This window comes from Xenorhabdus sp. XBWT (assembly GCF_059072735.1).
In genome coordinates, this window is sequence record NZ_CM180990.1 from 933,963 (window position 1) to 948,943 (window position 14,981).

A 14,981-nucleotide genomic window follows, 5' to 3' on the forward strand; every position below is an offset into this window, starting at 1 on the left:
ACGTATTTTTATGTTAAATATCATATTTAAAATGATATAGGTTTTTATTATTAGCAGCAGCGAGATAACAGTTAGATATGTTGATATTATTAGAAATGATCAACATTAAAAAAAATGGTCTACTGTGCTCAGATTTTGTAAACAATTCGTGAATGCTTCTTATATCTGTACCTGATGGATTTGCTATAGCCTCATTATGTGTATGCCAATCACCTAAGTAGTGAAAACCATTAGCAAATTGCGATATTATTTCTTGCTTCGCTTTTTTCTCATCTAATTTGAAGAAATTCCTTCTTCGTAAATCAGAAGAGCAGGGGGTAGTGATTATTTTAATTTCTATTTCAGCATCATTGAGTTCGTCTGTAAATAACATTCCTCCAGATTCTTTACTTAACCAATCTCTTTGTCTATATGAAAATAATTCATCTGCAACATTTTGGCTGATGCATATAAAAAAATTTAATTCACTACAAAAGAATTTATGCATCATTTTTCTTCCAACTTGAATTTTCATAAATCAAAGAAATAATACAGTCTCCCTCTCCAAGATGTCCGAATTGTGCAATCCATCGATTATCCCAATTACCTCCAAGCTCTAAAAGTTCCTTTTTTCTTCCCAGATAACTATATGCTAAAGAATGGCCTGGATATCGGTTTAAAATTAAATCTATCACAGTTCTTGCTGTAAGTGCATGTAAATTTGTTAGTGGTATAGCCCCATATGGTTGGAACTCACCAGCACAAGCAGCAATTCTTTTTTTAGTTTTTTCTTTCCAGTAAGTAGCAGGATATCTTAAAGCACCTATATTATTACCATGTGTAAAATGCCAAGCGTTAAAAGCACCTGAGTCAATCTGGTTGACTATCACATGACCAGCCATTGCATGTGCTTCTACGAAAGCAAAAACAATAACCCCCAGTACATTCTCTGATTGCTTTTTAAGAAGTTGTTGCTCTGTATTCCAATGAGCTGTGCAGCTCAAAATAATATCAGCATCAGATATTCTTTGACTTAATTTTGAATCGTTAGACCACTCTTCATTAAAAGCCTCTATATATGAATTTGGAAATTCTAACCTAAGCTTTGAAGCGAGAGCTAATGCCTTATTATGATTAACAGCGTCGAATCCAAGAAGATGGCGTGAAGAATTTTCACTTTTCATCGTATCACCATCCCAGAGCATCATGTTTCTAATGCCCGATTGTAATAAAAGTCTCGATATAGATGATCCTACTGAACCACAACCTATTATCGCAATTTTATGTTCAGAGATTTGTTTATACGTTGGATTATGATCTCGTCCTAATATCCACGCATTATCAGAACGATCTACAATTAGGTTTTGTGTCTTAGACTCGCCAATTCTATTTTTTAAAATCCTACCATCTATATAGTGTCTATAACCATCTAAAAATGCCGTTCTTCTAAATCGCCCTCGACCCATAACTCTTTTATCAAATCGATCTGTTGCAAGATCACTTACTCCTTTGGATAAGCGAATTGCAATTATATTCACTCCTGTTGGAGTAGGAAATGCTATTAAAATGGTCGGTATTGTATTCAAAATATTAGCAATAGACTTCAAAATTAATTCATAGGTGCTTTTAGGGTTTTCATGATATTCATTAATTAAATGAAATAAATCTCTCGGATTTTTTGGATATTGATTTGGATACCATGCATTCTTGAAAAATATTAAAGGAATAGAGACTATTTTAGATAACTGTCTCTGGCGTATACGTTTATCTTTCGAGTCAGCATTCTCCATACAGGACGCTAATATCTTCTGATTATCTAACCAGTTAATCAGTTCCTTATCTGTATCTGCACATACAAACCCCAATTTTCGGGTTATATAGCCATACACTAATCTTGTGTCTTTTACTGTCAAATTACAAAGGCTAGTAATGCGATCTATCTTATTACAATGATATATCCAGTAGCTCTGGAACTCATCTATAAAATCCTCATTCAAATCTCCACCAATACCTTTTTTTAACATAAAAAAAGCATCATGCAATAAATTAACTACATATGATTGATTGTTGGTATCGATAATATAACTATTGGACCATACACATAGTTGACCATTTTTTTCTATATGTGGTAGTTGGCAAACATTAATTATTGGTGATGAAACAAATACATCTGGAATATAAAATAGGTTTAGGGATTTATACCTTAGTTGCAATATGATTGTTTCGCTATTAAATGTTAATTCCGTGGGTACTTCCCATATGCAAATATACTTGTTATCGAAAGCTAATAATTCACTTGTTGAAAGCTTCCTTGCACCATAAGGTGCAAGGATTTTATTCAACTGATCTATCTTTTTTTTAAGATAATCAGGCATAACCACCACCACCTTGTCTGTTTACTGCAACGCTTGATGATTCAGCCATACCTAACGTAGATGCTGGAATCTTTTTTATATTATCGCCTGAAATTTCTATTTCTAAGGGAATGTTCTCTCCATTTTTTTTATGATCAGCCACACAAAGAAACTGCCCATTTTGAATATCTGTAATCTTCTCATATTCTTCTTTAGCGCGATATGCTGGAGGATCATTCTCGTCATCTTCAATAGTTTTTGAACTTGAAATGATAAAAGCATTTTGTTTTGCCCTATTAAACACCTCCATCGCCTTTTCAGAGGGGCTTGCATCATCGCCTTTTTCACTCAAACTATCATGTGATAAAGTATGCCACGAACAATGATGTGGTGCTTGTAATATATCGTAATCCAACCAAAACATCGCATATTTATCCGTTAAACGATCACGAAGGCCTTCCCAACAGACAACTTCTGCATCTCCTCCGCTTAGAAAATACACAGTTTTATTACCGCCTTTCAATTCAAAATTGATAATTACGCTGGAGTGATTTTTCCCTAATTGATCTTCTAACTCATCTAAATCTTTTTTCGGAGAAGGTCCAAGTAAACGAGCTTCAAAGAAGGATGAGTACGAGCCATTTATACAACGAGTAGTCTTATCAAGTTCTAAGAGGATTCCTGTGATATCGTCAGTTTTACCATTTTCATCTTTACCTAGAACTAAAACTTGATTGCCGACACCATCTAAATATCCTTTTTCTCTAAAAAGGTTAACTCGGCGTTTCACTTCTGTATTTAAAGCTCTTGCATCAGGACACAAAGGGTGGTTTTGTGCATGATGTCGTCTGAATACTATAGGGCTAGACCAGATTTCATTAATAAAAATTTTATCGGTGCTTTTACTCCAATTTTCAGGTTTTCCTAAATGAAAGTGTTCAGATATTCCATCGCAATGATCAGAGTCTGGATGTGTCCAAATAAAAAGATGAACAACTAAACGATCTTCGCTATCACGGGATAACTTTTTTCTCAATTGAGAGAGAACATCAGGATATTCTTTGCCATCTCTTATGCGGCAATCGATTAATATGTTCTTTCCATCTTCTGTTTGAATCAACGTCATATCCCCATTTCCTACGGGGAAGAAAAATAATTTTGATGACATATTATTTCCCTTTTTAATTATCTCTTGATTTTATTTTTCCAAATGAAAGGTTAAAGCCACCGTCTTTAGACGGTGACCTTGCACTTAAATATTTTGACGTATGCGCGTTTAGACAGGACGGTTTGACGATTTTTAGTCGTCAGTCCTAGCTACGCTAACCTACCGACATTAGTCGGTGGTAGTTTAATATTGTAAAATTTTGCTATGCGTGATTTTTCAATCACAAAAATAGCTATTTACATTCCCAATTTTGCCAACAAATTTGTCCATATTCAATTCAACAAAGAAAGCAAAAGTGATGTATCCATAATTCCCACCACTACTATTTTGTGATATGTCTAACAACACATCAAAGTTTATCATCGTTCCAAACTCGATTTATTATCTATAGTAAAAAGCGTTGCTCCTGTCACAAAAATCACTTTTCTCACCGATGTATTCAGGGCGGAATTCCACTTTGTATTTAATTTAATCAAAGATAAGCTGGCGGCGGAATTCGCCTGACCAGGTGGCTCTTCGGCGCTTAGCCGCCTGACTGTCCTTTATACTGGTATTTTGTTTAATCACATTTAACGCCATTCGGTTAAACAGCGCCATTTGTGCCGCGCCATCAGGATCTTTTAGTGAGATGGCATCTTCCCGAAAGGTGACATCCAATACCCAATGCAGCTCGTTTTCTATTGCCCAGTGCCGCCTTATGGCCTTGGCCGCCATTTCTGCATCCAAAGGTAGTGAACTGACATACCAGCGTGAATCACGGTGGGGAGGTCTACCTCTTACGCTTCGTTCACTGACCACTTCGATCACCGTCTGTATTGAAGGCCATTGCGACTGAAGTGCCTCCGGCAAGGCCGCACGGATTTGCATGACATGACGGGATTCCGTCCGGCCATGACCTTTGCTTTTTTCCGTAAATTCAACGAGTTCATCCTGTTCGTAATGCGAGGCAAACTGCGATTTGACAAACTCACTGAGGTTTTTTTTATTGCCTTTGAGACCCACAATAAAATCGCCGCCTCGCTGGGTAATTAATTCAAGAGTTTCTTTCTGACAATGCAAGGCATCCATCGTGACAATTGCCCCATCAAGTGCCAGTAATTCAATTAATTGTCGGGCAACCGGGCCTTCTTTACCTTTACTTTCGGCGGCCCGATGGTACAGGGCCACCCCCGATTCGACATCGCAAGCACTGACCACATGCAGGGCTTCAAACAAGGTTCCTTTACCGGTTCCCCGCAGGGTTTTTCCATCAATGGCGATAAGGCTTTTTCCTGCCTTAACCCGGCGCTGGTTGATCCAGCATAAAAGGCTTCGATCAGGATATCTTGCTCTATCATTTTGATAATATTAGCAATGCAGTGACGTCTGGGGATGCCGTGGGTAAAATTTGTGTATTGTTTAAGCCACTCGATTTGTAGCTCACCAAATTCCTGAATCGATTTCCAGCCAGAAGCCCCGCTTAATACCGCAGAAAAGGCCAAAAAAATGACATCAATTAATTCATGTTTTTTATTGATGTCAGAACGTGGGTCATCTATCTTGCTGATAAAATTAAAAATACTTATTATTAAGATCACATTTTGATGGAATAGCGAGATTTTAACGTTTTAATGAGAGAAATGCCGATAAAAAGTTATTTTATGATTTTTATTTGACCTCAATAACCCTATTAAAAATATGATATCCAGTCCTGGTTATGAGATACTATTAGATATTGGTTTGTTGGTTTGTTGGTTTTATTGAGGTTTTTTATTTTTGGGTACGATAATAGACGACTACAGAAGTGTATATGGTGAAAGCCGGACTCGAAAAGCATTATAACTTATTGAATTTATAAAGTCTATTTCCTTCCATTCAGTTTATGCCCCTTTTAATGCCCCCAGATTTTTTTGCTTACTTTTTCTTTTCTATCCGACTGGTTTTAATTATTTATATCATTCATTGCGTGCTTTTTGATTATCTTAAAGCAAAAAAGCCGTGAGGGTTAAAAATGGTCAAATTGGGTTGCTATTTTAATCTCAGGGCTTGATATAAAAAATGTTCATTTTTACGAAGTCGATCACAAATTCAAGCGGGTTATTCCTGCGGTTTATTGCGAACCTTACGCTCAATCAGTTGACCATTAATATCAAAATAACGACTCGGCCAGATTTCTGAGGGATGGACGCCGAGATAATTCGCAATTATCCATTCACCTTTAGGCCACTGCCTGCTGAGTGCATTTGCTAATGTTGATGAACTGAGTCCCGCTTCACGAGAGACTGCCGCTAAGGTTGTGCCCTGTTTACGTAATGCAGCAATAATATCGGCTTGATGCCAGTCATTTTTAACGTTGTTATTCATTCTTGCTACCCCTTCCATTAATTAATATTGATGGCGGTGATTCAAGGCAGGGTTAGCAGACCGGGTCAAGATTCCGGCGAGGCCGAAGCCTCCCCCACCTGAACCACCATTGAAAGGGTGAGCGCAGGCGCACTGGTAGAAACATCCTACCAGTGTTCTTGACTCAAGGCTGCTAAACCTTGACCATTGGATTTTGCCAATGGTAGGGTTACTTTAACTGATTGTTTTATCTAACTCAATAACCGAAAGACTAAGGTTAACGACTATAAACCCGTTCCATATACCGCCCGCGACCGTCACCATGCCCCAAATCCATTGAAACCAGCGCCCGCGCTTCCTGACGGCTAAAACCATGTTGTTGGTAAAAATTTAGTGCATCCTGCGCCCACGCATAGCGCAAACTGTGGGGAGAGTGGCAGCCTGTTAAACCAATCCTTGTAGTATGTGTACGCCAGTAGTTCATGGCCTGCTTGAGATCCGGCTTATCAATTAATCTGCCGCCGCGTTGTTCTGCAACAGCAATGGCTTGCTCGACAGCTTCTTTTACTGCTGCAACATCCAATACACGGGTTTGCCTTGGTCGGCCGCCTTTTGTACCGAAGACAACATGCAATTTTGGCTCTATTTGTTCTAATTGTTTTCGCCAGCTTTTCAATGAAGCACTACACTGTACTGCTTCCTGAGAACGCAGCCCCATCAATCGGGCAAGTTTCAGTGTGGCCGCAAATCCGGCATCACGTTCCAGTGCCTTCTGATAAACAACCTGAAACATGGCATCAGGGATCGCCTGCTTTGCTCCCGCGCGACTGACTCCACTTAATCCCAATGCCTGATTACTCAAACGCGGAGAAGTTTCCAGTTTCTCCCTGCCTGCCATACGAAAGATATTGCGTAGCGCCGCCATTTCATTTTGTACTGTTCGCTTGGCGATTCCCTGAGATAAACGGGCATCAACATACTGTTCTACGTGCTTAGTCTTCAAATGACCGAGACTTTTAACCTGAATATTCAGTCTCAGTAACAACGCACCTAAACGCCCCGCAATCCGAATGCGGTCATGGCAGGTTTTATGGCTGCCACCACCCTGACGGGCAAAAAATTTTAGTTCCTTAATCAATCGGCTCATCCGTTTCTCCTTACTTAACCTTTCAACATGCGATCTCTGGCGCGCGACAGTGCGGACAAAACAAAAAATGCTAGCTTTGTCCCTGACGAATATCTGTGCGCCAGAGTGAACGCGTGTTGAGGTATTGCGGGGTATCGGTTGAGTACGCGGTACTGCCGCCTGTATTAACAGGTCATCCCCACCGGCAAAGTGCCAGCCTCGATATCGTCAGGTTCTCCTTTTGATGATTTTCCAATCTATAGAATGCAGTGTCAGATGCACTGTGTGATTAAGTAGGCGTGAGCCTATCATTGTCAGGTTATCCTTTTGCTGCGGCGTCACTTTCAGCGGTAAACCTGCAAAAAGTGACGCCTTAAATTCCACAAACAGTCAGCAAAAATCGTGCAATCGTTGAAATGCCAGTAAGCATCGCAAAACGTCGCAAGGTTCAGGGTTAAACGGTAGTGATGAGTTAATTATTTGTGTGTAGAAAACCTGTCCGCTGAATATTTCAAACAGAAATAGTTAAGGCATTGAATCAGGTGTGTGAAAATTATCCGGCACGTATGGCGTGAAATGCGTTCAGGACGTCACTCAATCTCACTATGCAAAAGTTAAGACAGGATCTGATGTTGATATGAAAGAAGGGCATGATCCAACGTTCAATGCACTTGGGGGACAATATAAAAACACCTTTTTGAGGTATTTTTTCGTTTAAAAAACCTTCATCACCAGACAAGGGGTTTATGTCTGACAATATCTGCTTCCAAAGGTGCGCAGATGTACCGCAATTTTGCTCTCCCTTTCAGGCTACAGGAGTTTTATTTCGCCACCCGTAGGTGATCCTGACAGGCGATGGATCATTTTTGTAGAAAAAGATATTAACGGTTAGGTATAGGAGAGTCAAACCGTTAACTGTTCTTGTCAGCCTTATTTTTGCCTGAATTCTCGTGCCTATTCCGCTGGTTCCCCCATATTTCGCCAAAATCAGGCGAAAACTCCATCTAATGGGTTAATTAATTTTACTGATGAGTGTGTACAATAGATTAACCTGTCAGATAAAAAAATATAACATTAAAAAGTACAAATAATGATAAACAACAAGGAATCGCTGTACCTGCAAGAGCGTGCCTACTTGCGGGAGCTGGCACAGTGCATAGCGAAAGAGTCACCGCATCTGGCCGATTTTCTGGTTTCATCCCATGATCCCGAGATTGCGCGTGTTTTTGAGGCTTTTGCCCTGCTGATATCCCATGTACGGGATAAACTGGAAGATGAATTTCCCGAAATCACCCACGGTATTCTCGCGCGCATCTGGCCGTTAGCCCTGTGTCCAATCCCGCCCATGACCGTCGTGCAGTTTACACCTGCCGAAGACGGGCATCAGGGCAGCGCCGATACCGCTGAATGAAGACAGCATGTTTGAACTGATTTTTCGTTTCAAGGGCGAATTGCCGCTGGATGATGTCGACGAGGCGTTTTTGTTGGGCTGTGTGCCTGCCATTCATCTGGAAAACCAAAGCAGTCCGTCCATTTTGCTGAAGACCGGGGATCACAGCTATCTGTTGCCATTGGGGGGATCGATGCGGTTGTTCCGGCTGCGGGAGATTCAGGTGGTGCAACAGCCCGATGACGATGAGCAACGCGGCACACCTTATCGCTGGCTGCCGATTGAACAGTTTGTTCCGGCCGGGCATTTTCTCGATGACGACCAGCAATCTGATGACTTTTACTATCAGCTTCAGACCACACAGGATTTCCTGGGCAGAACCGAGCACCGACTGAACTTTTTTGATTTGACCGGCAAACCCGCAAAAAACTTACCCGATATTGCCATCTCGTGCCATTTCATCGGCTACCACGAACAAGCGCTGACACTGGCACAAGGGGCGATCACGGTGACACAGGAAAGTTCACCGTCTCATCTTAGTGCGCAGAATATTATCCCGGTCATAACCGATTACCCGCCGGTGATGTTATTTGCTACTGACAGCCTGAAACAATTCCTCCGCCTGTTTGACTCGCATACTGATACGAATCGCCCGCTGAGCCGCCAGTTCCGCCAACATATTGACGGTATTGTACAGGTGGAAGAACGCCTGACCGACCGATTGCGGATGGGGCGGCCGGTTCGCGGGTATGTGCTGTCACTGACACTGAATCCAGATTGTTACCGCACTCCCGGCGAAATGTACCGCTTCTGCCGCTTAATCAATCAGGCAATGGCCTGTTTTATCAGCCAGTCTACCTTTGTCATGCTGGAAATTTTTATCCCGGACAGTAACAACGTGCTGTGGCAGTTCGGGCATGTCGATGGATTACGTCCGGCCATGTAATTAGGGAACCCATGCAATAAACGAGAAGGAATAAAAATGAAAAGTGGATTACGTTTTGTCTGCACTATCGCCGGTATGCCGGAAGACACCTTTGCCGTGGGGGAGTTTTCCCTGCAAGAAGGCTTATCGGAACTGTTTACCCTGAACCTGACGTTAGTCAGAACCGGTAACGCGAACCCGTTTAAACCGCTGGCGGAGATTGATTTGGCCTCGCTGCTGATGCAGGAAGCGGTATTGCAGGTTTTTAACGGCGAAACTGAGCAGCGCAAAATCACCGGTATCATTTCCCATGCGGACTGGATTGGCACCGATGGCAACAAGACGCTTTATACCCTGACTGTTCGTCCAGCCCTCTGGCGTCTGACGCTTAATCAGGACAGCCGGATTTATCATCAGCAAAACGTGCCAGCGATTTTAAACAGTCTGCTGAAAAAACACCGGGTGAAAGCCGATTCGAAGCTCTACGATACCCATCAGGACAGGGAATATGTCACCCAGAAACGCGAATCGGATTATGCGTTTTTCAGCCGGTTAGCGGCGGAAGAGGGATGCAGTTTCTGGTTTGAAGATGAAACGGCGTTTTTCAGTGACAGTCATTTAGGAATGACGGCGGGTCTGCCATTGCAATACCAGCCCCAGCCGGAAACGGCATACGGCGTCGATACGATTTATCAGGTGCGGCTAGGCGTTGGTATGAGTCCGCAACGCAGTCTGCATAAAGATTACAACCCGGAGAACCCGCGCTATCACCTCTCCCATATGCAAAGCAGCGAAGGCTTCCGTGATTTTGGCAGCCAGACGCCGTATACCGTGTTTGAAAGTTATGGACGCTTTCAAAAAGATGCCGCCGCCAAACCGTTTTTAAAATACCGGCAGGAAGCGCTGGATAACCAGAAACAAACCGGCAGCGGCAACAGTAACTGCATCAAACTGATGCCGGGCAAAATCTTCGAGATAAAAAATCACCCACACAAACCGCTCAATGTTCGCTGGCAGGTGGTGGGTATCAGTCACCACGGGCGCTGCCCGCAGGCACTGGGCAGTGATGCCGGAGAAGGCACCACACTCAGCAACACATTCAGTTTCATTTCCGGTCTGGATGATTATCGTCCGCCTTTCCACTACAAACCCTTAGCCGAGGGTGATGAAACGGCGAGGGTGGTCGGGCCGGAAGGGGAGGAAATCTTCGTCAATAAAGACGGCGCGATTAAAGTGCATTTTCACTGGAACCGCTATGACGATCCGGATGACGGAGCTTCCTGCTGGGTACGGGTTGCGCAAGGCTGGAACGGCAACGGCTATGGCTTTATGGCCATCCCCCGCATCGGGCAGGAAGTGATTATTTCCTACCTGAACGGGGATATTGACCGCCCCATCGTCACCGGGTGTGTTTATAACGGCCTGAATCGCCCGCCACTGGATTTACCGGCGCAAAAGACCCGCACAACCTTTAAAACCAAAACCCACAAGGGCAAAGGTTTTAACGAACTGCGCTTTGAGGATGCGAAAGGCAGCGAAGAAATTTATTTTCACGGTCAGAAAGATTTTACCGCCCATATCGAAAATGATGCTTACTGGCATATCAAGCACAACCAGAAGAGCCGCATCGACAGTAACCGCTACCACGATATCCGCGCCGATGACCATCATCAGGTGGCCGGTTCCCGCAAAATCACCACCGAAGGAGATGTGTCACACCGGATTGCGGGCAGCCAGCATACCCAGACCGGGGATGCCACCGTGATTGACAGCGGGCAGGAAATTCACCTGAAAAGTGGCGGCAAAGTGGTGCTGGAAGCGGCATCTGAAATCACGCTGAAAGTGGGTGGCACGTTTCTCAAAGTCACGCCGGGCGGCATTCTGTGTTCACCGATTAATGTCGGGCAGGGTTCGGGTGGCAGCGGGCGCGGGCTGGCACTGCAATTACCGGAAGGTGTAGCACCGTTGCCGATGGTGGAATTCCCGGCTCATCCATACTGCCCGTTACTGGCCCAGCAGGATGTCAGTCCGGTGATTAAACCCGCCAAAAAGGAATAATCATAATGACGGAAGAAATGATGACAGAAACAGCAACAAGCTGGCAGGCATGGCTGAATAAATCCAATGATGCATCGGTATTCTTTATCCTCAATTCGCTGGCGCAACCCAATCCGGTCGATCAGTTTTACCATAACGACTGGGTAGAGCAGGCATTTCCGCTCTACAGCGGTACGCCAATGCACAAGATGCTGAAACAAAGCCCATGGCTGGTACAGGCGAAAAGCAGCCGGCTATACCAGATAGGGGAGATGTTGGAGCGCCACGCACTCAGTGATAACAGTTGGGGCTGGGCATACCGCAGTCATATACCTTGGCAGGAGCAGCTTACCCACTGGCAACACCGGCAACTGGTCATGATGAATGGCGAACAGGTGCTGTTCCGCATTATGGATGCCCGTGTTTTTGGCGCGATGATACCTGCCTTCACGCCTGGCGACTGGTCACTGATGCTATCGCCTGTCACAGAACTGATGATCGGCACACCACAGCCGATGCCGTTTTGCCGCCCCAAAGATTGCGGAGAAGGAAACCCTGAAATTCCGTTTACGCTGGGTGAGCATCTGCAAGCGGTCTGGCTTCGCTCCCCGTATGGTTTGAAAGTATTAACCAGCTCAATTTCCTGCGATTTATGGGAAAACCATGGAGAGATCGCAAAACAACTGGATCAACCAGAAGGCAGACTGGAGCAACATATTGAACAGTGGTTAAGACAAAAACTCGACACCGGGCAGCGTATTGAAAAAATATCCGGTCAGGATTATCTGCTGGTAATGGAACAAGAAAAAAAACAGGAAAAGTATGATGAGTAATAATAATTCAGTTTTTTGTCCTGATTGCGATAAGTTAGCTAAACGGGCAGCTCGTATTCGGCTTGTGGCGGATTACACGGGTAAACCGATACCTAACAAGCCATTCACGCTGCTAAAAGGTGAAGCAACTATTATTCAGGGAACGTCCGATGGGAATGGCGTTAGCAGTGAAGAAGTTTTAACGACTGCACCTCTTTTTATTGAAATATCTCCCCGCTTTCCTGTCAGAAAGGAAGAAGTCGAATTTTTTAAACAACATAGATACGATAGCTTAACCTTGCACAGAAGCACCAAATCTCTTGCAGAATGTAAGTCCTATCTTCATGAGAGATATGGAAAAGTGGTGGATGTACCTATACTCACCGCTGAATGTCTCTGGCACCGATATCAAAAAGAGGCTGAAGAGATTGTGGGTCAGGGCGGTGAACTGATTGCCGACCCGATAGCGCGTAATAAACGCATCAATCAGACTTACGCTAAGATATGGTTAAAGGATGACCGTTTTCAATGGGCTGGTCTTGCTGCTTTTGCTTCGAAGCAAGTGGGATGTGGGTTGGTAAATTTTTCTGATACGATCGAAAATATGGAGGAGGATAAAGCGGCCAAAAAACGTGTGATAATGAGCGCAGCAAAGGTGGGAGTAGATGTTGCTTTTCCTCAGTTTTCAACATTCATGTCCGCTTTTTCAGGTACAATCTTTATTCAGGATATAGACAAAGCTATACAAGATGGAAAAGCAAGTGTAGAAGCCAGAAAAAAAAATAAAGTAACTGAAGTATCAAAATACATAGAAATCGCCACTGTATCCGGTGCAGTTGCTGTCGAGGGCGCTACATACGAGACATTCAAGTTTTCGTTTAACATGATGGGGATTGGAAATGCAACGTTATTTCTGGATGTATATCCACTTCATGCCTTCTACCACCAACGCGGATTGAAAGAACTCGAAGCGTGCCTGCCTGAACGCAAAAATATCTACGGTAATAGTCAGTTCCCAATATTGTGGCCGATAGGTCAAGATAAGTTGGAGTTTGGTCTTCCGTTTAAAGAGATTCTACCTGCCTTTAAAGCTATAGACGAAGGAAGGCTTGCCGATGGCGTTAGGCACCTCGCCGACCACGAGCAAAAGAATATCTTAGAAACCATCATGTACAGTGATTGGTGGTTAGTAGGAGCATTGTGGGGTAATCAGGTGTTCCATACTCTTGGTAACACTTCTATAACACAGCCTGTTGAACTACCGCTCGCGGCTCAGTGCAAGTCTACTGATGATGGCAGAACAATCGAATTTACCAATGGTATACTGGATGGTCTCACGTCCAGACTCTCTAATGTAGAAAATCGTATGGAATTTGTATACAAAGCAGCAACGCGTTTTGATGAGATGCTACGGGGTGATGAACGAAGTGTGGTCACCGAATCTCTGAAAGAAATTGCTTCAAATGGAGGTGTCAAATGAATCTGCTACAACGCATGGGGCAACAACGTGGGCGTTTAATATTGGCATTATTAATCATTCTGAGTTTAATCGCCGCTTATCTCTACCATGCCTTTAATTCCCGTGAACCCGCCGAGATAGCCTTGGTGATTGGCGAACCTTACGAGGCGATGCGGCAACGCTCCAGTGCTAAAATTAGCCCACCCTATGATAATAGCATCGGGTTCAGAATCCCAAAAACGGATGCACGCTTACGCTTTACCGATCCGAAATACGGATTTATTACCCCCCCTGCACGATTTTTTACTGTTTCCTATAATAAAGGAATCATCGAGAACGTGCGCATGTCCCCACAAATCGAACCACTACTCTATGACGATGCGATCAAGATTGTGCTGGATTTACAAGATCAGTGGCGTAAAACGGGGTGGGTGCTGACTAGGGAATACCAACCTTTAGTAAATACACCAGAATTGCATGATAGCCTTCGCCGAATGAAAGGCACTGGAATGACCTTTTGGCAAGCAGGCGATCTATATCAGGCTATGCTGAATATGGCGCGTTTCAAAGATGATCGGCATCCTAGCGAAGAACGATATTTGATTACATTGCAGATTGCCGAGCCGTGGGTAAAGCCATAACGTAATCTCAGGTAGGTGTGAGAATATTATCTTCTCACACCCACAATTCAGGATATTACTTCAGGATGAGATATAAAATGAGTCTGTTACAACGAATAGGCCAACGACGGAGTGGTTTAACCTTCTCTTTATTAATCATTCTGAGTTTAATCGCCGCTTATCTCTACCATGCCTTTTATTCCCGCGAACCCGCCGAAATAGCTTTGATGATCGGTGAGCCTTATGAGGAAATGCGACAACGTTCTAGTGCTGTTATTGATCCTCATATTCCTGGCCACGCTTGGTATAACACTCCAAAAACGGATGCACGTTTGCGTTTTACTGACCCCAAATATGGGTTTGTGACCCCTCCAGCCCGATTTTTTACTGTTATGTTTGATGATGGAATAATCAATAGCGTACGCATGTCACCACAAATCGAGCCATTACTTTACGATGATGCGATCAAAATTGTGTTGGATTTACAAGATCAGTGGCACAAAGCGGGTTGGGTACTTACCAAAGCTCAAGAACGCCCAGCTTTAGCCAACACTCCAGAATTGCGTGCTCAACTGCGTAGTATGAAAGGGGGGGCTGGAACAACTTTTTGGCAAGTAGGTGAACAGTATCAGATAATGTTAAATATAGCGCTTTTCCAAGATGATGATCATCCTGATGAAGAGCGCTATTTGATCACATTGCAGATTGCCGAGCCGTGGATAAAGAATTATTCAGACTGACACAGACGCGTTGCGCTTGTCTTCTCCGTATTACAGGACTAATACATTA

12 protein-coding genes and 2 pseudogenes are annotated in these 14,981 nt (G+C 43.5%); 8 read left to right on the forward strand and 6 right to left on the reverse strand.

Annotated elements, in window-relative coordinates:
* Nucleotides 1–13 precede the first annotated feature (13 nt).
* The 3 genes from AC5JQI_RS04080 to mblB are packed head-to-tail and all read right to left on the reverse strand — an operon-like array spanning nt 14 to nt 3,501.
* The gene (locus tag AC5JQI_RS04080) at nt 14–490 is read right to left on the reverse strand and encodes a Mov34/MPN/PAD-1 family protein (protein ID WP_275381936.1); all 477 of its coding nucleotides are present in this window, start codon (nt 488–490) and stop codon (nt 14–16) included.
* Nucleotides 480–2,354, reverse strand: a complete 1,875-nt coding sequence (locus AC5JQI_RS04085) for a ThiF family adenylyltransferase (protein ID WP_275381935.1) — start codon at nt 2,352–2,354, stop codon at nt 480–482. The genes AC5JQI_RS04080 and AC5JQI_RS04085 overlap by 11 nt, the downstream gene beginning before the upstream one ends.
* Nucleotides 2,347–3,501: an anti-phage 6A-MBL system MBL-fold protein gene (gene mblB / locus AC5JQI_RS04090; RefSeq protein WP_275381934.1), complete on the reverse strand. Its 1,155-nt coding sequence runs from the start codon at nt 3,499–3,501 to the stop codon at nt 2,347–2,349. Before mblB ends, AC5JQI_RS04085 begins: the two co-directional genes overlap by 8 nt.
* A gap of 342 nt (nt 3,502–3,843) precedes the next feature.
* Between mblB and AC5JQI_RS04095 the strand changes: the two are divergent.
* Nucleotides 3,844–3,939: pseudogene (locus AC5JQI_RS04095) on the forward strand (IS110 family transposase); the annotation flags it as partial.
* A 30-nt stretch (nt 3,940–3,969) separates the two neighbouring features.
* Here AC5JQI_RS04095 and AC5JQI_RS04100 read toward each other — a convergent pair.
* From AC5JQI_RS04100 to AC5JQI_RS04110, 3 genes and pseudogenes are all read right to left on the reverse strand, one after another.
* Nucleotides 3,970–5,066: pseudogene (locus tag AC5JQI_RS04100) on the reverse strand (ISAs1 family transposase).
* 511 nt (nt 5,067–5,577) lie between these two features.
* Nucleotides 5,578–5,844, reverse strand: coding sequence for a helix-turn-helix domain-containing protein (locus AC5JQI_RS04105; protein WP_275382218.1), 267 nt, complete (start codon nt 5,842–5,844; stop codon nt 5,578–5,580).
* A gap of 256 nt (nt 5,845–6,100) precedes the next feature.
* Nucleotides 6,101–6,970, reverse strand: a complete 870-nt coding sequence (locus AC5JQI_RS04110) for an integrase domain-containing protein (protein ID WP_493913830.1) — start codon at nt 6,968–6,970, stop codon at nt 6,101–6,103.
* A 1,069-nt stretch (nt 6,971–8,039) separates the two neighbouring features.
* Here AC5JQI_RS04110 and AC5JQI_RS04115 point away from each other — a divergent pair.
* The 7 genes from AC5JQI_RS04115 to AC5JQI_RS04145 all read left to right on the forward strand — a co-directional run bounded on the left by AC5JQI_RS04115 (nt 8,040) and on the right by AC5JQI_RS04145 (nt 14,932).
* A complete protein-coding gene (locus AC5JQI_RS04115) occupies nt 8,040–8,360 on the forward strand; it encodes a type VI secretion system baseplate subunit TssF (protein ID WP_493913831.1) in 321 nt (106 codons plus the stop codon).
* Nucleotides 8,361–8,442: 82 nt separating this feature from the next.
* Nucleotides 8,443–9,285, forward strand: a complete 843-nt coding sequence (locus tag AC5JQI_RS04120) for a type VI secretion system baseplate subunit TssF (protein ID WP_493914600.1) — start codon at nt 8,443–8,445, stop codon at nt 9,283–9,285.
* A gap of 75 nt (nt 9,286–9,360) precedes the next feature.
* Nucleotides 9,361–11,322 (forward strand): type VI secretion system Vgr family protein, encoded by a 1,962-nt coding sequence (locus AC5JQI_RS04125; protein ID WP_493914601.1) that lies wholly within the window; start codon nt 9,361–9,363, stop codon nt 11,320–11,322.
* A gap of 5 nt (nt 11,323–11,327) precedes the next feature.
* Nucleotides 11,328–12,134, forward strand: a complete 807-nt coding sequence (locus tag AC5JQI_RS04130) for a DUF4123 domain-containing protein (RefSeq protein ID WP_275374252.1) — start codon at nt 11,328–11,330, stop codon at nt 12,132–12,134.
* Entirely contained in the window at nt 12,124–13,593 is a 1,470-nt protein-coding gene (locus AC5JQI_RS04135; protein ID WP_493913832.1) for a DUF2515 family protein, read from the forward strand. Before AC5JQI_RS04130 ends, AC5JQI_RS04135 begins: the two co-directional genes overlap by 11 nt.
* The gene (locus AC5JQI_RS04140; protein ID WP_275374254.1) at nt 13,590–14,213 is read left to right on the forward strand and encodes a hypothetical protein; all 624 of its coding nucleotides are present in this window, start codon (nt 13,590–13,592) and stop codon (nt 14,211–14,213) included. The genes AC5JQI_RS04135 and AC5JQI_RS04140 overlap by 4 nt, the downstream gene beginning before the upstream one ends.
* 77 nt (nt 14,214–14,290) lie before the next feature.
* The gene (locus AC5JQI_RS04145) at nt 14,291–14,932 is read left to right on the forward strand and encodes a hypothetical protein (RefSeq protein ID WP_493913833.1); all 642 of its coding nucleotides are present in this window, start codon (nt 14,291–14,293) and stop codon (nt 14,930–14,932) included.
* The last annotated feature ends 49 nt before the right edge of the window (nt 14,933–14,981 follow it).